Annotated in this window: 13 protein-coding genes; 3 read left to right on the forward strand and 10 right to left on the reverse strand. The window is 74.3% G+C overall.

What is annotated here, in order from left to right; translation table 11 throughout:
* Window positions 1-129: 129 nt before the first annotated feature.
* The 3 genes from AB0G50_RS15705 to AB0G50_RS15715 form a co-directional block, all read right to left on the reverse strand.
* Complete coding sequence (locus AB0G50_RS15705; RefSeq protein WP_360107988.1) at window positions 130-1,383, reverse strand: prolyl oligopeptidase family serine peptidase; 1,254 nt, start codon at window positions 1,381-1,383, stop codon at window positions 130-132.
* 113 nt (window positions 1,384-1,496) lie between these two features.
* Window positions 1,497-2,159 carry a response regulator transcription factor gene (locus tag AB0G50_RS15710; RefSeq protein ID WP_360107991.1) on the reverse strand — a complete coding sequence of 221 codons (663 nt, stop codon included), beginning with the start codon at window positions 2,157-2,159 and terminating at the stop codon, window positions 1,497-1,499.
* Window positions 2,156-3,346 (reverse strand): sensor histidine kinase, encoded by a 1,191-nt coding sequence (locus AB0G50_RS15715; protein WP_360107994.1) that lies wholly within the window; start codon window positions 3,344-3,346, stop codon window positions 2,156-2,158. Before AB0G50_RS15715 ends, AB0G50_RS15710 begins: the two co-directional genes overlap by 4 nt.
* Before the next feature lie 282 nt (window positions 3,347-3,628).
* Here AB0G50_RS15715 and AB0G50_RS15720 point away from each other — a divergent pair, with 282 nt between their 5' ends.
* Both AB0G50_RS15720 and AB0G50_RS15725 read left to right on the forward strand, forming a co-directional pair.
* Window positions 3,629-5,071 (forward strand): hypothetical protein, encoded by a 1,443-nt coding sequence (locus AB0G50_RS15720; protein WP_360107997.1) that lies wholly within the window; start codon window positions 3,629-3,631, stop codon window positions 5,069-5,071.
* 301 nt (window positions 5,072-5,372) lie between these two features.
* On the forward strand, window positions 5,373-5,750 hold the full coding sequence (locus AB0G50_RS15725; RefSeq protein WP_360107999.1) for a hypothetical protein: 378 nt from the start codon (window positions 5,373-5,375) through the stop codon (window positions 5,748-5,750).
* 91 nt (window positions 5,751-5,841) lie between these two features.
* On the opposite strand, the gene AB0G50_RS15730 is transcribed toward AB0G50_RS15725, so the two are convergent.
* Window positions 5,842-6,849: a helix-turn-helix domain-containing protein gene (locus tag AB0G50_RS15730; protein WP_360108002.1), complete on the reverse strand. Its 1,008-nt coding sequence runs from the start codon at window positions 6,847-6,849 to the stop codon at window positions 5,842-5,844.
* 239 nt (window positions 6,850-7,088) lie between these two features.
* Between AB0G50_RS15730 and AB0G50_RS15735 the strand changes: the two genes are divergently transcribed.
* Entirely contained in the window at window positions 7,089-7,481 is a 393-nt protein-coding gene (locus AB0G50_RS15735) for a GtrA family protein (protein ID WP_360108005.1), read from the forward strand.
* Here AB0G50_RS15735 and AB0G50_RS15740 read toward each other — a convergent pair.
* From AB0G50_RS15740 to AB0G50_RS15765, 6 genes are read right to left on the reverse strand one after another with little or no spacing between them, the layout of a single operon-like run.
* Window positions 7,478-9,841 carry a discoidin domain-containing protein gene (locus AB0G50_RS15740; protein WP_360108008.1) on the reverse strand — a complete coding sequence of 788 codons (2,364 nt, stop codon included), beginning with the start codon at window positions 9,839-9,841 and terminating at the stop codon, window positions 7,478-7,480. The genes AB0G50_RS15735 and AB0G50_RS15740 overlap by 4 nt on opposite strands.
* Window positions 9,838-11,361 (reverse strand): glycosyltransferase family 39 protein, encoded by a 1,524-nt coding sequence (locus AB0G50_RS15745; protein WP_360108011.1) that lies wholly within the window; start codon window positions 11,359-11,361, stop codon window positions 9,838-9,840. The genes AB0G50_RS15740 and AB0G50_RS15745 overlap by 4 nt, the downstream gene beginning before the upstream one ends.
* 6 nt (window positions 11,362-11,367) lie before the next feature.
* On the reverse strand, window positions 11,368-12,066 hold the full coding sequence (locus tag AB0G50_RS15750) for a methyltransferase domain-containing protein (protein WP_360108014.1): 699 nt from the start codon (window positions 12,064-12,066) through the stop codon (window positions 11,368-11,370).
* Complete coding sequence (locus tag AB0G50_RS15755) at window positions 12,066-13,040, reverse strand: glycosyltransferase family 2 protein (protein ID WP_360108017.1); 975 nt, start codon at window positions 13,038-13,040, stop codon at window positions 12,066-12,068. The genes AB0G50_RS15750 and AB0G50_RS15755 overlap by 1 nt, the downstream gene beginning before the upstream one ends.
* A 30-nt stretch (window positions 13,041-13,070) precedes the next feature.
* On the reverse strand, window positions 13,071-13,721 hold the full coding sequence (locus AB0G50_RS15760; RefSeq protein ID WP_360108020.1) for a PIG-L family deacetylase: 651 nt from the start codon (window positions 13,719-13,721) through the stop codon (window positions 13,071-13,073).
* Window positions 13,718-20,020: a beta-ketoacyl synthase N-terminal-like domain-containing protein gene (locus tag AB0G50_RS15765; protein WP_360108023.1), complete on the reverse strand. Its 6,303-nt coding sequence runs from the start codon at window positions 20,018-20,020 to the stop codon at window positions 13,718-13,720. The genes AB0G50_RS15760 and AB0G50_RS15765 overlap by 4 nt, the downstream gene beginning before the upstream one ends.
* Between the last annotated feature and the right edge of the window lie 3 nt (window positions 20,021-20,023).

Here is a 20,023-nt window from a genome sequence, read left to right on the forward strand (position 1 = left end):
CCCACCTCCCACACCAACTCCCCCCCCCCCCCCCTCCACCCACCTAACTTCCCCGCCCGCGCCCGTTTCCCCGGCGGGGGGGGCCCCGGGCCCGGGGGGCCCGGGCGGGGCCCCCCCGGGGCCGCGAACTCAGGCGACGAACCTCGTGTCGGGGTGGCACGCCGGACCGGCCGGGCCGAACAGGCGGCCGTCGCGGTGCTTCAGGTGGTGGTCGAAGAAGCCCGCGAAGTAGTCGTGCTGCGCGGCCAGCGAGCGGGTCGGGTCGATCGCGCCGACCAGTTCCTCCTTCTTGCCCGGCTTCAGCACGGACGTGAGTTGCGGCGCGGCGATCTGGAGGTCGGTGAAGCTGTAGTGGGTGCTCTTGTCGAAGTGCAGGTCGCGCTTCCAGCCCCGCTGGTTGGTCCAGAACGCGGCCCAGGTCGGGTCGAGCCTGGTGTCCGCGTGCGAGTGCTCGTAGACCTCACCCGTGCCCGGGTCCACGAGATCGCCGCCGACCAGCAGGAACGGTTGATCCAGGCCGTGCTTGACGGCCTCGCCGTACTCGTGGACGTCCCAGGCCATCGAGCCGTCGACGTTGATGCCCGCGTCGAACCGGCGGTCGTGGTACAGCGTCTCGGCGGCGGTGTACCCGCCGTAGGAGTGGCCGTAGATGCCCACGTTCGACAGGTCGAGCGAACCGGCGAGGCCGCGGGGCAGCGGGGCGCGGTCGGCGTCCGGGTTGTCCCCCCGCTCCACCCTGGTGAGCTGGTCGAGCACGAACCGGCTGTCGGCGACCCTGGTGTCGATCGCGAGCTTCCACCGCGGGTCGTGCTGCTGGTCGACCGCGGAGAGCACGACCCGGCCGCCCGGGAACTCCACCGCCGCCGCCTCGCCGGTGTGCGAGATCGACGCCACGACGTAACCCCGGGAGGCCAGGTCGTCGGTGAGCGCCGCGTTCAGCTCCCGCGCACCGGTGTAGCCGTGCGAGAACAGCACCACGGGCCAGTCCTGCGAGCGGTCGGCGGCGGCACCGGTGCGCGCCTGGCGCAGGGAGCCTGCCCAGTCGACCGTGCCGGCAGGCAGGTCGAGCAGGTCCGGGCCCGAGGCCACCGCGTCGATGCCCCGGGCCGCGCCGGGCGTCATCCAGTGCGCGCGCTGCCCCTCGCGCTTGGCCGGGTAGGTGACGGTGACCATCAGCTCGCGCTTCTCCGCCGGGTGCCACGGGTCCTGGCGCGCCTCGTCCACCAGGTGCAGTTCGGTGGTGCCGACCGGGTGGCGCCCGCTGAGCGCGGGCGTGGTGATCCTGATCCCGGACGTGGGCGCCGCCGTCGCGGCGGGTGCCACGAGCAGCGCGGTGGTCGCGGCGAGCCCCGCGGCCAGCGCCGCAACGCGTTGTGTCGACATGTCGGAATTTCCCCCTTGGTTGCCGATGTCCGGCTCAGCCTGGCAAGAGGTCGTCCCCGCGCGCGTCAGCCTGCCGACGGACGCGGTGGTCCGTCGGCGGGGTGACGCGCGCGTCACGCGGGGTGGATGAGGCGGCTCTCGTAGGCGAAGACCACGGCCTGGGTCCGGTCGCGGAGTTCGAGCTTGTGCAGGACCCGGCCCAGGTGGGACTTCACGGTCGCCTCCGCGAGGCCCAGGGCGGCCGCGATCTCGGTGTTCGACGAACCGGAGCCCACGTGGACGAGCACCTCGCGCTCGCGGGCGCTGAGCCGGCCCAGCCGCTCGTCGCGGACGGTGTCGCCGCCGTCGGGGAGGTGCGGGCGGAGGCTGTCCAGCAGGCGGCGGGTGATCCGCGGCGACACCACCGCGTCGCCCGCGGCCACGGCGCGGATCGCGGTGAGCAGCTCCTCGGGTCGGGTGTTCTTCAGCAGGAAACCCGAGGCGCCGGCCTTGAGCCCGGCGAAGGCGTAGTCGTCCAGGTCGAACGTGGTGAGGATCAGCACCCTGGTCGGCGGGTGGACCCGGACGACCTGCCTGGTCGCCTCGATCCCGTCGGTGCCCGGCATCCGGACGTCCATGAGCACGACGTCGGGCCGCAGCTCCCGGGCCAGGCGCACGGCCTGGTCGCCGTCCTCGGCCTCGCCGACCACCGCCATGTCGGGCTGGGCTTCCAGCACGGTGCTGAAGGCCATCCGGAGCAGCGCCTCGTCGTCGGCCACCAGAACGCGGATCGTCATGCGGACACCGTTCCACTGCCGCCGAGGAGGAGTCGCGTGTGGACTCCCCAGCCGCCACCCGGGAGCGGCCCGGCCCGCAACGTGCCCCCGTAGGCGGCCGAGCGTTCCCGCATGCCGGTGATGCCGTGGCCGGACGACGCGGTGCCGGGACGCGGGCGGGGACCGTCGTCCGTGACGTCCACGGTGACGCTCTCGGTCGAGCACCGGATCCGGACCTCCGCGCGGGTGCCGGCGGGTGCGTGCTTCAGGGTGTTGGTCAAGGCTTCCTGCACCAGGCGGTAGACGGTCAGCTGGGCGGTGGCGGGCACGTGGGCGTGGCCGCCGTCGACCTCGAGGCTGGTCGGCAACCCGGCGGCGCACATCTGGTCGGCGAGGCTGTCCAGTTGCGCGACGCCGGGCAGCGGGTGGCGCTCCGCGTCCAGCTCGTCGGTCCGCAGGAGTCCCAGGGAACGCCGCATGTCGGTCAAGGCCTGGCGGCCCGTCTCGGAGATCTGGAGCATCGCGGTGGTGGCCTTGTCGGGCGCCCGGTGCTGCGCGTAGACGGCGGCGTCGGTGAGCGCGACCATGACGGACAGGTTGTGGGTGACGATGTCGTGCATCTCCCGGGTGATCCGGGTCCGTTCCTCGGCGACGGCCACCCGCGCCCGCTGCCGCTGCTCCCGCTCCAGGCGCACCGCCCGGTCCTCCACGGCCTCGAGGTAGGCGCGCGTGGTCCGCACGTTCACCCCGAGGACGGCCGCGACGACGACCATCGCGCTGGCCGCGACGAACGGGGTCAGGAACGCGCCGTCCGTGGTCCAGCGCAGGCAGGCCAGCAGCGCACCGGCCTCCACGACGGCGCCGGCGACGAGCGCGGCGCGCCGGCCCGCGTTCGCGGCGACCGTGTAGAGGGCCACCAGCACCGCGATGTCCGCCGGCAGCTGCACGTCCACCAGCCACTGGACGAAGGCCGCGGCCGTCACGACGCCGAACACCGCGAACGGGGCACGGCGCCGCCACACCAGGGGCAGCGCGAGGGCGACGGTGAGCGCCCCGGCCACCGGCCACTCCCGCGGCGGGTGGGTGGTCAGGACGTTGAGCAGCAGCAGCGCCACCGGCAGCACGTCCCACACCTGCGCCGGCACCCGGGAGCCCCGGCGCTCCGGTCGCACCCGCCCGTTGCCGGGTTCCGCGGCCACCTCGGTCATCACCCGTCCCCGTCCGATCCACTCGTGCCGGCACCACAGCCCTGTCACGGTAGGGCGCGGACGCGGCGAGCACATGAACCCACCGGCTGACGGCGGCGTCCCGGAATACGACCACGGGAGGAGTCGGCGCACCTCCCGTGGTCGCAACCCGACCGCCGATCCGGCGGGTTCGACTGCCACCGCGATCGCACGAGGCCCCGCCTCGCGCTGCCACACCGGTGGCAACGCGAACGCGACCCGCGAGCGATGTGGCCGCGCGTGCCCGGCGCTGACCATGGCCAGGTGACCGAGACCATCACCGGACTGCACATGTCCTTGCCGGAAGTACTCGCGCTGCTCAGTGCCGTCGCACTGGTCGTGGCGCGCTGGCTTCCCCCCGTCGCCCGCCCGCGCGTCGCCGTCGTGGCGGGAGCGGTGTTCCTGCTGTCCGCGATCGCGCTGGTCGTGACGGGACTGCGCTGGCAGCTGGTGCCGGTGCTGGCCGCCGCCGCCGTGACGCTGCCGTTCGCCCTCTCCCCCGTGGTGCGACGCCGCGCCGACCGCCCGGCGCGCCGCGCCCGCCCGTGGCTCGCCCTGCCGGGAACACTGGCCTGCCTCGCCCTGATCGCCACCTCCCCGGTGGCCGCCTGGGCCTTCCCGGTGCCCGCGTTCCCCGAACCCACCGGCGACTTCGCGGTCGGCACCCGCGTGCTGGAGTGGACCGACCCGGACCGCCCCGAGACCTTCACCGCGGACCCGGACGACCGGCGCACGGTCGTGGTCCAGCTCTGGTACCCCGCGCAGCACGTCGCCGCCGACGCCCCGCGGGCCCAGTACCTCGGACGCACGGAGGCCGAAGCGCGCACCGTCTCCGAGGCCATCGCCGCCGGCGTCGGCATGCCGGGCTTCCTGGTCGACGGCGTTCCCCGGGCACACACCCACGCCGTACCCGACGCCGCAGTAGCCGACCGACGTTTCCCGCTCGTGCTGTTCTCACCCGGATCCAGCGGAGTGCGCACCCAGAACACCGCCTGGGCCGAGGAGATCGCCGGCCACGGCTACGTGGTCGCCGCCCTGGACCACCCGTACGACTCCGCCGCCGTCGTGCTCTCCGACGGCCGGACGATCACCACCCGGACCACGTCCACCGGTGACCGGGACCAGGACGAGAAGCTGGCCGCCGACTGGACCGCGATCCGCGCCGCCGACCTGGGCTTCGCCCTCACCCAGCTGCAAAACCTGGATCGCGGCTCCATCGCCGACCCCTTGACCGGCCACCTGGACACCACCCGAACCGCCGTGACGGGTCACTCGATGGGCGGCGCCGCCGCCCTCCAGGCGGCCCGCCAGGACCACAGGTTCACCGCCGTCCTCGACCTGGACGGCTTCCCCCACGGTCCCACCACGCCGGCACTCGACCAACCGACGCTCGCCCTCACCCAGGCCATCACCCCGGACACCGACCCGCGCTACCTCCCCCGCCTCACCGAGGCCCTCACGAACAACTCCGCGACGAGTTACCGACTCACCATTCCCGACACCGCCCACCTCACCTTCACCGACGCACCCCTGTACCTGCCGCCCGTGCCCTCGATCGTCGGCTCCCTCGGCCGCACCGAAAGCCCCCGCGTCGTCGCGGCGACCACGCTCGCCTTCCTCGACGCCACCCTGCGGGACGACCGCGCCGACCTGCCCGCCACCCTGCGGACCTACGGCGACCTCACCGTCCACCAACCGGGCAGCTGAGTGGCGCGACCGGGCGGGGAGATCCGCGGCGCCGGCTGTCCGACCCCGTCCGGACAGCCGGACGGAGTGGCCCTGAGCAGGCGGAACGTGCCGGGACAGTCCGGGACACGCCTGATCGCTTGGCGGAGGATCCGGAATTCGCGACGCTTGTGGTGGGCCGGACGACGTGGGGGGAAGGCCCGACTCGTGAGCCCTACGAGGTGCCGCCCCGAATCGCTCCGGCGGTTCGGGGCGGGCGCACGGTCCACCGAGCGCGACGCGATCAGCGCACGAGTCACCCCCATTCACCTCCCCGGGAGGAATGGTGTTCCACAGAATCGGGCGGGCACTGGTGTGCGCCGTCATCGGAATGGCGTCGGTGTCGATCCCCGGCACCGCTCGGGCCGCGGTGAACGGCGACGACGCCGTGGCGGCGGCGCCCGAGGCGGTGGCCTGCTACCTGTACGTGGACAGGTCCCGCGGCTACTACAACGTGAGAAAGGCAAAGGACCCGACGGCGGGACTGATCGTGAAGTACACCGGCACGCGCCTTCCGGTGTGGGCGGCCTGCGGTGGCGAGGTGGGCAAGTCCTACCGGTGCGAGCAGGGCGAGCCCGTCGACAACTACTGGGTCGCGGTGCGGTACAACGGCCAGAAGGGCTGGGTGGCCGACGCCTGCGCGGGTGGACTGGGCGCCTGACGCGACCCGTCGGCGCCGACTTCGCCCGCGGCGAGGTCGGCGCCGGCACGCCGCGGAGTCGACTCGGCCGCCACGGGCCGCAGAGCCGGCCTCACCGGTCCGGGCGTGCCTCGACGACGAACTCCTGGTCCGCGTGGCCGGTGCACGACTCGAGCACCACCTCGGCGCCCGGCGCCTCGTCGTCGTCGCGGATGCCCAGGCACAGCTGGGTGTCCGCGGGCCGCAACCGGTACCGCCCCGGCGCCGCGGGGTCGACCGGCTCCACGAGGAACAGTTGCGACGGCTGGTCGCCGCGGCAGTCCGACCGCGGCTCCACGAGGTTCGCCGCCGCGCCCTGCTCGACGGCGGTCAGGCAGCCGAGTCCGTGCTCCGGGTGGTCCCACTTCACGTGGTAGAGGTCGCCGCGGACCCGTTCCAGCAGGGTGCGGGGTGGTTCGGCCTCGGAGCAGGGGCGCTGGACGGCCACCTCGCTGCGGTAGCGGCCAGTGCGGTCGTGCCCCTCCGTGACGCACAAGGCGGGTGCGCGCCCGGGGTGGATGCGCGCCCACCCGTCGAGTGACGGCACTCGTTGGCCGTTCGACACGACGGTGGCGGCGGTCGCGTCGACCACCGACGAGCCGGCACCGGGGTCCGGACGGGTGAGCCGCACCGCGACGACGACCGCGACCGCGGCGAGGACGACGACGGCGACCGCGGCGAGCGTGACGGGAATCCCGGCACGCCAAGCCGGAGGCCCGCTCGGCGGCGGCTCGGCCGACGACTCCGCGGGTGACCCGGGCGCGGGTACGGGCACCGACTCGGTCGAGGGCGGCGGCCGGCCTTCGTCCGCCAGTCGCCGCCGCGCGGCCAGCCACTCCTCGACCTCGGCGTCGGTGCCGCCGCACGCCCGGACGAACGCCGACACCACCTCGGCTCTCGGCAGGGTGCGCCTGCGGAGTGCGTCGGCGACGGTGCTGCGCGGCAGAGTGTCGCCGAGTCTCGACGCGCGGTCCTCCAACTGGCGGTACGTGTAGCCGGACCGGTTCTTCCGCCGCTCCATCAGCGCGGCGAACTCCGCCGGGCCGGCCGCGCTCGCCGGTCGCGGATCCCCCTCGTCCACGCCGGAATCGTAGCCGAGAACCCCCGAACTTCCCTGCGCTGCGGGGACTTCCGCCCGATCGGACGCCCGGACCCGCTCGGTGCCGGACGAGGCGGAAGGCCGCCCGCTCCGCGCCCTTCGGACTTCGCGCGCCGCGAGCCGACCGCCGACCGGAGTTCCGGGTTGACCAACCCCGGGAGGCTGTATTTCATCGACGGTGGGGGAAATCCCGTCGACCGTCACCAGCGCGGAGGACGTCCATGCGGGCTCTGGGGGGACAGCTGCTGCGGTTCGCGGTCGTCGGCGCGGTGAGCACGCTCGCGTACCTGGTGCTGTACAGCGGATTGCGCGGTGTGATGGGCCCGTTCGCGGCGAACAGCGCGGCGTTGCTGGTGACCGCCGTCGCCAACACGGCGGCGAACCGCCGGCTGACGTTCGGCAGGCAGGGCCGGGCCGGGTTGGCCCGGCAGCACGTCGAGGGGCTGGTGGTGTTCGGGCTCGGACTCGGGCTCACCAACGGCGCGCTGGCACTGCTGGGTGCCGGCGCGCCGCCGGTGGTGGAGCTGGTGGTGCTGGTCCTCGCGAGCGTCACGACGACGCTGGCGAGGTTCGCGGTCCTGCGGTACTGGGTGTTCCACCCGCGCCGGGACTAGCCGATGTGGACGGTCGCCGCCACGCTCGGCGTCCCCGCCGCGTCCAGGGCGAAGAGCAGGTACTCGCCGGGCAGGACGACGCCCCGGTCGGCGGGCACGGAAAGCGAGTAGGTCGTGCCCTCGGACGAGACGACCGGCAGCGGCACGCGGCGCTGGTCGTTGTTGACGGAGTGGGTGACGGCTCCCGTGCGGACCAGGGAGAACGCCGTCACCGGACGGTCGGTCCGCACCGGGAGGACGGCGCCGGGAGCGGCGGAGCGCGGCGCCGCGACGAGGGTCGGGCGGTCGCGCGGGGTGCCGTCGGGGTTCAGCAGGTACGGCGGGGTGAAGATCTGCCCGTCGAAGTGGTTCGTGGCGCACTTGCCGCACAGACCGCCGCCCCCGGAGAAGACCCGGCCGTCCGGCAGGAGGTTGGCCACGCTGTGGTAGTTGCGCGGCACGGCCATGGTCGCCATCGGGGTGAACCCGCCGGTCGCCGGATCCCACAGTTCCGGTGTCATGGCCGACGTCTCGTCGCTGAACGGCGCCGCGTGGGCCTGGCCGCCGACCACGAGGACCTTGCCGTCGGGCAGGACGACGCTGTTGGCGAACGTCCGGGCGTGCCCGAGGTCCGCGACGCGCCCGACCACGGGCTGCGCGCCGGTGATGTCCACTGTGTACGCCCGCCGCGTGGCGGACGCGTCCTGGTAGGCGGTCGCTCCGCCCACGGTCAGGATCCTGCCCACGTCGTAGAGGACCGCGTTGCCGTTCATGGCGTCCTGGCTGTCGCCGCGCGGGCCCGCGTCGGTCACCGAGCCGTCGCCCGCGGTGCCGATCCAGTGCATGGCGCGCGACGGGCCCGCGTGGAAGACCCGTCCGCCGGAGGCCGCGAGGTACCAGCCGTGGTTGTCGGAGCGGTAGACGCCCTGCGGGTCGTCCGTCAGCGTCGGGTCCACCCGCACGCCGGGGAGCTCGCGCCAGCCGGCGGACGAGGACCAGACCTCGCCGTGCTTGCCGCCGGTGCCGCCGCTCCAGGAGCCGCCGAGCACGAACGCCCCGCCGTCCGGCAGCGCGGTCATGCCCTGGTACCCGCGGGGGACGCGCAGGCGCGGACCGGCCTGCCAGCTGTCGGTCGCCGGGGTGTAGATGCTCGTCTTGTCGCTGTTGCTGCCGCCGGTGACCATGAGGCGGCCGTCGGCCAGTTGGGCGGTGCCGGGGCAGAACATGTCGTGACCGGTGGTGAACACGCGCCGCCTGCTCACCGCGCCGCTGCCCAGGTCGAGGAGCGCGGACTCGGTCGAGCCCCACGAACCGCCGTGGTCGTCGGCGAAGACGGCGGACCAGGCCAGCACCTTGTTGCCGGGCAGGGTCGCCGTCGCCACCGGCACGATCGGGAAGCCGATCATCTCGCCCCACGAGCCCGCGGCGGCCGGGTTCGCGGGCGCGCTCAGGGCGATCTCGGACGCACCGGCGTCACCCGACGCGCCCAGCCGGACGTACCGCGCGGCGACCGGCGGGAACGTCGTGCTCTTCGGGAGTCCGTCGTCGGGCCACCGGCCGGTGGCGACGGGGGTGAACGCCACCCCGTCGGCGCTCACCTCCACCGCGTACGAGCCGATGCGGCCGAGGCCGTCGCGGCGCGGTTGGTAGCGCAGCGCCGAGACGGTGACCGGTGCGCCCAGGTCGAGGGTGATCCGGCGACCGCCCTGCCAGAACGTCTCGGGGTCGTCGTCCAGCACGCCGCGCCCGTCACCGCTGTCCGTGTCCGCGACGGTCCACCCCGCGCGGGGCAGCTCGACCAGGCCCGGCAGGGTGCCGGGGTCACCGAGCAGGTTCAGCTCGGCCGCGGAGGACCACGGGCCGCGGTCGCCCGCCTCGGAGGTCGCGACGAGCCGCACGAACCTCGTTGCCTGGGCGGGGAAGCTCAGCGTCCGCGCCGACGCGGTGTCGGCGAGCGTGCCGATCGCGACCGGGGAGCCCCAGGTCTCGCCGTTGTGGCTGAGCCTGATCTCGTAGCCGCCGATCGTGCCGTTGCCCCCGCCGGGCCTGGGCAGGTAGACCAGGGCGGACACCACCTGGATCCGGTGCATGTCGATGGTGATCGAGTGCGGCAGCGGGGCGGGCGCGATCCGGAACCTGCTGTGCCAGAACGTGTTCTCGTCGCCGTCCAGCACCCTGGCCGCCCAGAACGGGCCGGCGACGATCTCCTCGTCGCTCGCGGACGCGGTCCAGCCGGCGCGCGACAACGTCGGCGCGTTCGGCGTCATCGCCGCCGCCGGCACCACGTGGTGGCCGGCGTTCGGACCACCGGCGGTGAGCACGGTGACGACCAGCACCAGGGCGGCCACCACCGCGAGCACGAACGTCCGTTGACGTCTCATCTTCGACCGTCCCAGGGAAGTGTGGTGTGCCGCAGCTCCGGCCAGAGGCGGTCGATCGGCACACGCAGGTCTCGGCAGAGGTGGATGGGTGTGTGCGTCTGCTCCCGGTGCACCGGCGAGGTCAGCGGGTCGACGAACGTCCCGCCGAGCTCGTGGCTGCCGCAGTGACGCCGCAACGGCTCGGGCAGATCGTCGACGTAGATCACGGTCGTGGTGCCCGGCGGCGGCGGGCCGAAGAAGTACGAGCCCTGCATGTCGCCGTAGACCGGCGGCAACGAGTGCTCGTCCCGCCCGCGCTCCAGCGCGCTCGACCGCCAGTAGTCGCCCGCGATCACCACGGTGGTGCCGCGTTCCGATTCGGGAACCCGCCGCGCCACCTCGGACACGGCGACCGCCAGCCCGTCCCAGTCGAACCGGTGGTCCGGCAGCAGGTACCGGTTCACGCCGCCGAGCCAACCGGGACCGACCGGGATCAGCGCGGGCAGTAGCACCACGACGGTGAGCGCCAGGGCCGGCAGCGCGGCCCCGCGCCACAGCCACGGCCTGCGCTCGGCCAGGAGCCCGAACCGGACCGCGCCGACCGCGATGCCGAGCGGGAACAGCCCGCCGAGGTAGTTGCGGCGCAGTTCGAGCAGCCACACCAGCGCGACGGCGGCGACGAGCACGACGCCCAGGAACCGGGTGTCCCGGCCGTGTCGGAGCAACCACCACGTGCCCCAGCCGAACAGCACCGCGCCGGCGAGACCCACCCAGGAGAACAACGACGGGAGGAACACCAGGTGCCCGCCGAGCGCCTCGGCGTCCGCCCGGATGGCGGGCCCCTCGTCCGCCTGCGGCCAGCCGTTGCGCGCCTGCCAGGTCAAGCTCGGGATCGTGGACAGCGCCGCGAGCAGCCCGGCGAGCCAGACGACCGGCTTGCGGAAGACCTCACGCGGCCCCACCGCCAGGAGGGCGAGGGCCACGAGGACCCAGAACACCCCGATGATGTACTTGCCCTGCAACGCGAACGCGGTGGCGAGCCCGATTCCCCACCACAGCCCGTCCCGCCGGGTGCGGGTCCACCGCACCAGCAGCCAGGTCACCGTCGCCCAGCAGGCCATGTCGATCGCGTCCGTCGTCACGGCACGGGTGTGCACCAGCGCGTAGGTGCTGAGCGCGAACGCCGCGGCGGCCCACAGCTGGACGGCGCGCCGCCCGCCGAACTCCCGCGCGATCAGCGCGGTCACGAGGATTCCCGCGCACACCGCGAGCACCATGGGCAGCCGCAGGAGCAGCCGCGAACCGGGCAGGAGCGTGTCGGAGAGCCGGGCCAGCGCGGCCACCAGCGGCGGCTGGTCGGCGTAGCCCCAGGCGAGGTGATCTCCCGCCACGAGGAAGAAGTACTCGTCGCCCGCGAGCTCGTACCCGTTCTGCGTCACGCAGACGAGCACGCCGAACGCGACGACGAGCGCCGGCACCGCGCGGGACAGCCTTGGCAGCACGGGATGTCGCTCTTCCGTGATCTCGACCTGGGTCGACATGTCACCTCACGTCCGTGGGCGGTGGGCTTGGACGAGCAGGGTGACCCCCGGCCACCTGCCGACGTCGAGGTAGCGCTCGGCGGCGACCACGGCGGCGAGCGCGCGGTTCACCAGCGGGTGCGGTTCCTCCAGGTCGCTGCCCGACGCCCGTTTGCGCCGCCACGCGGCGACGGGCCGCAGCAGCACGTTCCAGGACCGGCAGGACCCGATCTCGAACCCGTTGCGCCGCAGGAGGTCCTGTAGCGACGTGCGGGTGTAGCGGCGCACGTGCCCGACGGCGACGTCGTGCGCCGACCACAGCCGGGGATCGGCGGGAACCGCCGCGAGGAACGTGCCTCCCGGCTTGAGGACGCGGTGGATCTCGGCGGCCGCGACGTCGTCCCGGGAGATGTGCTCCAGCACGTCGAACGCGATGACGAGGTCGGCGCACCGGTCCGCGAACGGGAGGTGGCAGGCGTCGGCCCGCACGACGGGCAGCCCGCGCGCGGCCGCGATCGCCGCGCCCTCCCGGTCGTACTCCACCGACGTCGCGCGCCAGCCGTGCGCGACCAGCACCCGGGTGTTGCCACCACCGGCGGCGCCGACGTCGAGCGCGACGCCCGGTGCCAGCCTGCCGATCATCCGGGCGAGCAGGTGCCGCCGTTCCCGGTACCACCAGTGCGAGTCCTCGAGGCGCGTCAGCTTGCGGATCTCCTCGTGGTGCATCAGGAGACCTTCCGCGCGGACGCCGGCTCGGCGGAGTCGTAGGCGACGAAGAACGCGGGGAGTTCCCGCTGCCCCTTGAGGATCCGGCCGACGTACTCGCCCAGCACGCCGATGCACAACAGCTCGACCGCGGCGAACGCCGACACGATCGTGACGGTGGACGTCCAGCCCGGCACCGCGTGCCCGAGCAGACCGCCCACCACGCCGTAACCGGTCGACAGCAGCGCCGCGAGGAAACCCAGCAGCCCGAACCAGGTCGCGAGCCGCAGCGGGGCGAGCGACCAGTTGACCACCGACTCCACCGCCAGGCCGACCATCTTCGCCAGCGGGTACTTCGACCGCCCCGCCGGACGTCGTTCCCGGCGGTAGCGCACGATCGCGGACGGGAAGCCGAGCGCGGGCACCACGACCCGCAGCACCCGCCCGTGCTCGGCCATCGCGAGCACGGCGTCGACCGTGGCGCGCGACATCAGCCGGAAGTCGCCGGCGTCGCGCGGTGCGTCCACTCCGGACAGTCGGCGCAGCACCCGGTAGTACAGGCTCGCGGTGCGCCGTTTGAACGCGCTGTCGCTCGACCTGTTCGACCGCACCCCGTAGACCACGTCGACCCCGCCCGTCCGGGCTTCGGCGAGCAGGTCCGCGATCAGCTCGGGCGGGTCCTGGAGGTCCGCGTCGATCGTGACCACCCACCGCCCGCGGGCCCGCGACAACCCCGCGGACAACGCGGCCTGGTGCCCCGCGTTGGCCCGCAACCGCACCACGCGCAGCTGTGGCCACGCGCGCAGGGCCCGTTGCAGCAGGACCGGTGTCCGGTCGGCCGACGCGTCGTCCACCGCGACCACCTCGTACCGCACGTGCAGCCCGTCGAGCACCGGGCGCAGTCGGTCGAGGAAGCCCGGCAACACCTCTTCCTCGTCGTACATCGGGGCGACCACCGACAACTCGGGTTCCGCCAGGTACTCGATCGCAGCCACTTTCCCCCCGTTCAGCGGCTTCCACCAAGGTCAGTCCACTTCGGACAAATGCAGCTCCCGCACGATCCGGAACGACTCCGCGTACCTCAGCCCCGGGTCCACCGCGTCCAGGACGCGGCGGTGCACGTGCTGGTGGTGCGCCACCTCGGCCAGGTCGTGGAACACCCGCATGTCGAGCTGCGCCTGCGAGCCGAAGCACGCCAGCGCCTCGACCTTGATCGCCATGAGTTCCCCGCCCGCCAGGAAGAACGACGTCGGGTCGAAGCCCGTGCTGTACGGCGACCGGAAGTGGGTCAGCGCGCGGACGTGGGCGAGCGCGACCGCCGTCGTCTCCTCACCCGCGACGCGGTGGTCCAGGTGCTGGTCGTGCGGGAAGTGGGTGTACACCAGGTCGGGCCGCGCGTCCTCGATCACGGCGGTGACCTCGTCGTGGATCAGCGCCCGGTGCTCCACGAACCTGGTGTCGGGCACCGGCGAGAACGTGTACGCGCCGACGCCCAGTACCGCGCCCGCCCGCAGCGCCTCCCGCCGCCTCGGCTCGGCGCCGTCCGGATCCGGCGTCCCGGTCGTCAGGCAGTGCACCCGCACCGCGTCGCCTGCCCGTACGTGGGCGTGGATCCGCATGGCCATCGCCAGCTCGGCGTCGTCCGGGTGCGCGGCGACCACCAGCACGGCGGTCATCGCGGACCCCACTCGGCGGGCACCTTGAGCCGCAGGCCCTCGACGGACACCAGGACCCGGCCGCGGGCGTCGGTCATCTTCAGGTCGTAGCCGCCGGTGTCCGCGACCGAGACGAACACGTGCTTCTCGCCGGGTGTCCGACCGGGGTGGAGCACGACCGTGCCGAACGCCGCGGGCAGGCCCTGGTCGGTGCTGTCCGAGCGGGCCGCGAACACCGCCCGCAGCGCCGTGTCGAGCTCCGGCGGGTCGATGATCCTCCCGCCGGCCCGGAACGCCGGTTCCTCGCAGGTGAACCGCCCGGCGGCGGCGAAGTCCGGGTGCGCCTCGACGTGCAGCCGGGTCGCGAACCGGCCGGTGTAGTCGATGCCGAACCGGGCCGCCTCCGCCACCACGTCCGGACCGCCGCCGACGCGCCGCAGGGCCGCGAGATCCACCTCGTCCCGCCCGGTGCCCGCCGTCCAGGAGGCCGTCGCCACCAGCACCGAACCCGGTCCAGGCAGGTCGCCGCGCAGCACCGGCGTCGTCTCCAGGCGGAGCTGATCGCCCGTGACGACCACCCGCGTGGGCCGGCGGCCGGAGCGGCCGAGCACCAGGCCCTGGTGGAACACCACGTCGTGCAGCTCCAGGCGTTCCGGAACCACGCCGGTCGCGGCGAGGACCGCCTCGGCCAGCTGTTCCACCAGCTGCACCGCGGCGATCCGCACGCCACCGCGAACCCGGTGGCCCGCGAGGTCGGCGTCACGCGGGTCGGCCGCGTCGTAGAGCCGGTGGACCGTCGTGGTGGCGCCGGACGCGGTCGTCGCGTCGACCAGCCACCACCGCTCGCCCGGCGGGGTGGGCGTGCTCGTCCACCGCCGGGCGAGCGCGGGCAGCGGCACCGGCAGCAGCACGACGTGCGAGGCCAGCGTGGGCGCGGCGGCCACGATCTCCGCGGACCAGCGGACGCCGGCGTCCGGGTCGAGGTAGCGGAAACCCCTGCCCTCCAGCCGACGCCTGGTCTCCGGGTCCGCGGCCATCCCGACCCGGTTCCACGCGGGCCACCCGACGTACTGCGCCACGACCCCCGGCCGCCGCGCCCGCAGCCTGGCGGTCGCCTTCGCGAGGTACTCGTTGGCGCAGGAGTAGTCCGTCTGGCCGGGCAGCCCGACCGCGCCGGACACCGAGCCGTGGGCGACGAACAGCCGCAGCCCCTCCCCGGCGAGGTCGATCAGCGTCTGGCACCCCAGCACCTTCACCGCGACGGTGTCCTCCCACTCGCGGGCGGGCTTGTCGGTGATGCGGCTGGACCGCTCGACGCCGGCGCCGTGGACGACGGTGCGGACCACCTTGTCGCGCAACCGCTCCCGCAACGCCCGCATGCCGGCCACGTCGCACACGTCGACCAGCTCGTGCGCCACCCGCACACCCGCCCGGGCGAGCCTGGCCAGCGTGACCCCGGCCTCCAGCGCCCGCCGGCCGCGCCGCCACTCGCGTTCGAACTCGTGCAGGGACCGCCCCGGGTTGCCCCGCCGCCACGCGAGGAGGTGATCGGTCTTGCGGTCCTCGGCGAGCGCGCGCAGGCACTCCTCCTCCGTGCGCTCGGCCGCCGGTGTGCGGCTCAGCAGGACCAGCAGGCCCTTCGGGTCGGTCAGCCGCCGCGCGGCGGCGCAGACCATCTCGGCGACGATCCCCGTGGTGCCGCCGGACACCACCACCGCGGCGTCCGGTTCGCGCAGCGCGTCGAGCAGTCCCGGCCCCACCACCCGGTTCGGCGGCACCGGCGCCAGTTCCGTGCGCCACCAGTCGCGGGCGTCCACGCCGAACTCGTGGTGGCCCGCGGGCGGGCGGCCCAGCTCCACGATCCGGCGCGCCGCGGCGGGACGCGCGTCCGGGCCGACGTCGAAGACGGCGGTGGCGGCCTGCGGGTACTCCTGGCCCAGCGCGCGGGTGAAGCCGGTGAGCGCGCCGCCCGCCGGGTCGAGCAGCGACCGCGACGAGCCGAGCCGACCGTCCACAGTGGTCACGACGAGCAGGCCGCCGGGCGCGCGCGCACCCCACCCGGTCGCCAGTTCCGCGGTCACCGCGCGCAGGTGCACGAGTTCCGCCATCGTGGCCTCGGCGCCGGGCACACCCTCCTCGGCCTGCTCGGCGGCAACCCAGACGAGCCAGTCCGCCTCGGAGCGCACCTCGGCGCCCGCGGCCCGCAGGGCGTCCGCGACCTCCGCGGCGAGAGCGCGATCCGGACCGGCCACCCGCACGGGCACGCCGCTCCAGGACGTGCCGGTGTAGGGCACCGCGGCCACCGGGACCGGGGTGAACAGGGCGAAGTCGGCGGGTTCGGCCCGCGCCGGCTCGAGTCCGGCCACCCACAGGCCGTCGGCGAGCCGGCTCAGGCCACCGCGCGCCGAGGTGACACCGGGCAGCGCGAGGTGCGGCTCGTCGCCCAGCACGGCGTCGACCGAACGGCTCAACGAGCGTCCCGCGCCGCACTCCACGAACCGGCGCGAGCTCCCGGCGGCCCGGCGGATGAGCTGGTCGAGCCGGACGGGCTCGGTGTAGAGCGCCGCCAGCGCGGTCCTGATCACCTCGGGATCGGCCGGGTAGAGCCCGTTCAGCGCGGCCGAGTGGACGGGGAAGGCCGGCGGGGACACCTCGATCCCGTCGAGCATCTCGCGCAGGCGGGGCACCGCGGCGGCGAGCAGCGGCGTGTGGAACGGCAGGTGCACGTCGAGCCTGGTGCAGTCGATCCGCTCGGCGGCCGCGGCGGCGATCACCCGCTCGATCGCGTCCGCCCAGCCGGAGACCACGCAGAACGCCGGTCCGTTGACCGTGCCGAGGTGCGCGCCCGGCACCGCGTCCACCAGCCGGGCGACGGTGTCCGGCCCCGCGAACACCGCGGCCATCAGGCCGGCACGACCGTCGACGGCCTCCTCCGCGAACTCGCCGCGCGCCCAGCACGCCCGCAGGGCGTCGGCGAACCGCAGCACGCCGGCCGCGACCAGGGCGCCGAACTCACCGGCGCTGTGGCCGAGCAGCACGGCGTCGTCCGGCCGGAACCACCGCCACACCAGGTGCGCGGACAGCAGACCGAGCACCTGGGAGGTGCCGGACCGGGTGGCCAGGTCGCCGAGGTCGGCGGGGTCACCGGACTCCAGCGCACCGGCGATGATCCGTCCCGGCTCGCCGAGCACCTCGGGCAGCACGGCCAACTCGTCCGCGCCGCCGTTGCGCGCCAACCAGGACACCGCGGCGAAGTCCTTCGTGCCGGCCTGGCCGGGGAACAGCGCCACGACGGGTCCGGTGCGCACCGCCGGGCCGGCCCAGACCGCGGACTCGGTCACCTCGGCGACGCGGCGCCCGGCCGCGCGCAGGCGGGAGGCGAGGACGGCGCGTTGGGCCCGCGCGACCTTCGACGTGGGCGCGAAGACCGCCGCGCGCCACGGGCCCGTGCCGCCGGCGGTGCCGAGGTCGAGCCGGTCCGCCAGGTCCGCGGCGCTCTCGGCGGCGAACCCGGGCGAGTCGGCGGCCGGCTCGTCCGCGCGCCCGGAGGTCGTCGGGACGTACTCGTCCACGATCGCGTGGAAGTTGGTCCCGCCGAGGCCGAACGAGTTCAGCCCGGCGCGGCGCGGCGAGCCGCCGTTGGCCGGCCACTCCACCGCCCGGTCCAGGATCCGGACCTGGTCCGCGAGGCTCGCGCCCAGGTCGCCGGGCGAGGTGAACCCCGGCGTCGCGACCATGGTGCGGTTGCGCAGGCACAGCACGACCTTGAGCAGACCCGCGAAGCCCGCCGCGGCCTTCAGGTGGCCGTAGTTGCCCTTCACGCTGCCCAGCGCGACCTCGCGGCCCGCGGTCGCCATCTCCTCGGCGATCACCTGCAACTCGGACGAGTCGCCGAGCGCGTTGCCCGCGCCGTGACCCTCGACGTACTGGACGGTGGACGGGTCGAGGCCCGCCAGGGCGTAGGCGCGGCGCACGACCTCGCGCCGGCCGCGCAGCTGCGGTGCCAGCATGCTGCGGCCCTTGCCGTCGCTGTTGCCGACGCACTCGCGGATCACCGCGAGGATCTCGTCGCCGTCGCGCTCGGCGTCGGACAGCCGCTTCAGCGTGAACACCGCGGCGCCCGAGCCGATGACGAAGCCGTCGGCGGCGCGGTCGTACGGGCGGCCCTCCCCGCTCGCGGACAGCGAGCCGATGGCCGAGAGCGCCACCTGGTTCGTCACGTCGACGCCGAGGCTCGCCCCACCGACGACCGCGAAGTCCAACCCGCCCGCGCGCAGTTCCTGGATCGCCAGGGACAACGCGGCCAGACCCGACGCGCAGGCCGAGTTCACCGACACCGCCGCGCCGAGCAGGTCGAGCCCGCCCGCGACCCTGCTGGCGCCGAGCACGCCCTGACCCGCGACCGAGGCGTTCTCCGTCACCGCGCCCAGACCCAGCCCCGGGTCGGCGAAGACCTCCGCCGCGAGCGACGGGTCCCCGACGTGCCGGGTCAGCTCCTCCTGCCAGCGCTGGAACATCAGGTCGCGGATGAGCCTGTTGCGGCCGTCGCCGTCGAGGATGTCGGTGACGAACACGCCCGACCGGGCGCGCACCGCGGGATCCTCCGGCACCACGTCACCCGCGACGAGCTGGGACACCGCGTTCAGCAGGAGCAGGTGGTCGTCGAACATCTCGCTCGCGACCTTCGGCAGGATCCGCCAGCGCGCCGGTTCCGCCAGCACGGGTTTGTCCACGATGGAGGACACCGGGCAGGTCGTGCGGTCCCGGTGCGAGCTGTCCCGGGAGTAGAACCTCTCGAACTCGCGGAGGTACCCGGCCAGTTGCCCGCGCACCGCCGTGGACCGGCGGAGGTGCTCCCACACGCCGGGGACGTCGTTCGCGTCCGGCATGATCGCGGCCATGCCGGTGATCGCGACGGGCTCGCGGCGCGGCGCGGCCGGTGCGGGTCTCGCCTCGACCTCGGATTCGATGATCATGTGGTAGTTCACGCCGCCGACGCCGAAGCTGCTCACCGCGACCCGACGCGGTCCGGGCGCCAGTTCCTCCGTCCGCGTGGCCAGGCGCAGCCGGTCCGCGTGCTCGGTGACGAACGCCGCCGGCGTCGCGACGCCGACCGACGGCGGGACACGGCCGCGGTCGAAGACGTAGAGCGCCCGCAGCAGGCCCACCATGCCCGCGACCTCGATGGTGTGCCCGACCACGGACTTGGCCGAGCCGAACGGGATCGCGTCGCGGTGGCCGGCGGCGCCGTAGGTCGCGAGCATCGCCGCGTGCTCGGTGCGGTCGCCGACCTGGGTGGCCGTGCCGTGCGCCTCGATGTAGTCGATCTGCTCCCCCGGCGTGAACTCGCCCTCCTCCCAGGCGCGGGTGATGGCGAGTTCCTCGGCGCGTTGCGACGGCGACCACGGCGCGGTGCCACGGCCGTTGGAGCTGCGCCCGATCGAGCGGATCACCCCGAGTACCGGCATGCCCTTCGCGACCGCGTCCTCCGCCCGCACCAGCGCCACCATCACCGCGCCCTCGCCGGGCACGTACCCGCGCGCGTCGGCGTCGAACGGGAACGACGGGCCGGGCGCGGACGCCCGCGCCTTGGACGACACCACGGTCATCTCGGCCGCCTGCACGCCGATCGCCGCCACCAGCGCCATGTCGCAGGTGCCGTCGCGCAGCGAGAGGCACGCGGCCCTCAGCGCGGCGGGCGAGCTCGCGCAGTTGGCGTCGACGGCCATCTGCGGTCCGCGCAGGTCGAAGTAGTTCGCGATGCGCCCGGCCAGGATGTTGCCGTTGACCGCCGCGTCCTCGCGCAGGTGCGGGAAGCGCTCCTGGAACCCGCGGTTGAAGAAGTCGATCTCGTCGGCCAGGTCGGGCCGCAGCTCGCCCGCCTTGCGCGACCACTCCTCACTGGCGTGGTAGGCGACCATGGCGAGCTGGGTGCCCAGGGTGCCGGCGACGTTGGCGACCCACACGCCGGTGGTCTCCTTCGGCAGCACGCCCGCCTCGTCGAGCGGGCCGACGACCCGGTGGCCGAGCTCCAGCGCCAACCGGTGCGCGAGGTCCATTCCGGACAACTGCTTGGGCGGCAGCCTCGGCGGCGTGGAGAACTCCCACTCCGGCAGCAACGCCACGGTGTCGCTGTCGCCGCGGTTGACCGCGTGGGGATCGGTCGAGTGGTAGATCGACCGGTCGAGCCACGTCTCGGGCGCCGGCGCGATCGCCGTCCGACCCTCGTCCAACACGCGCCAGAACGCGGCCCGGTCCACCGCGCCGGGCAGCAGGCACTCGCTCGCCACGATCGCGATCGGTTCGAACAACCGCGCCACGGC

The organism is Actinosynnema sp. NPDC020468 (genome assembly GCF_040642015.1).
GTDB lineage: Bacteria > Actinomycetota > Actinomycetes > Mycobacteriales > Pseudonocardiaceae > Actinosynnema.

Bases quoted from the DNA above. Each gene is read 5' to 3' on its own strand.
- AB0G50_RS15705 (WP_360107988.1), bottom strand. From the start codon at position 1,383: ATGTCGACACAACGCGTTGCGGCGCTGGCCGCGGGGCTCGCCGCGACC.
- AB0G50_RS15710 (WP_360107991.1), bottom strand. From the start codon at position 2,159: ATGACGATCCGCGTTCTGGTGGCCGACGACGAGGCGCTGCTCCGGATG.
- AB0G50_RS15715 (WP_360107994.1), bottom strand. From the start codon at position 3,346: ATGACCGAGGTGGCCGCGGAACCCGGCAACGGGCGGGTGCGACCGGAG.
- AB0G50_RS15725 (WP_360107999.1), top strand. From the start codon at position 5,373: ATGGTGTTCCACAGAATCGGGCGGGCACTGGTGTGCGCCGTCATCGGA.
- AB0G50_RS15735 (WP_360108005.1), top strand. From the start codon at position 7,089: ATGCGGGCTCTGGGGGGACAGCTGCTGCGGTTCGCGGTCGTCGGCGCG.
- AB0G50_RS15740 (WP_360108008.1), bottom strand. From the start codon at position 9,841: ATGAGACGTCAACGGACGTTCGTGCTCGCGGTGGTGGCCGCCCTGGTG.
- AB0G50_RS15745 (WP_360108011.1), bottom strand. From the start codon at position 11,361: ATGTCGACCCAGGTCGAGATCACGGAAGAGCGACATCCCGTGCTGCCA.
- AB0G50_RS15750 (WP_360108014.1), bottom strand. From the start codon at position 12,066: ATGCACCACGAGGAGATCCGCAAGCTGACGCGCCTCGAGGACTCGCAC.
- AB0G50_RS15760 (WP_360108020.1), bottom strand. From the start codon at position 13,721: ATGACCGCCGTGCTGGTGGTCGCCGCGCACCCGGACGACGCCGAGCTG.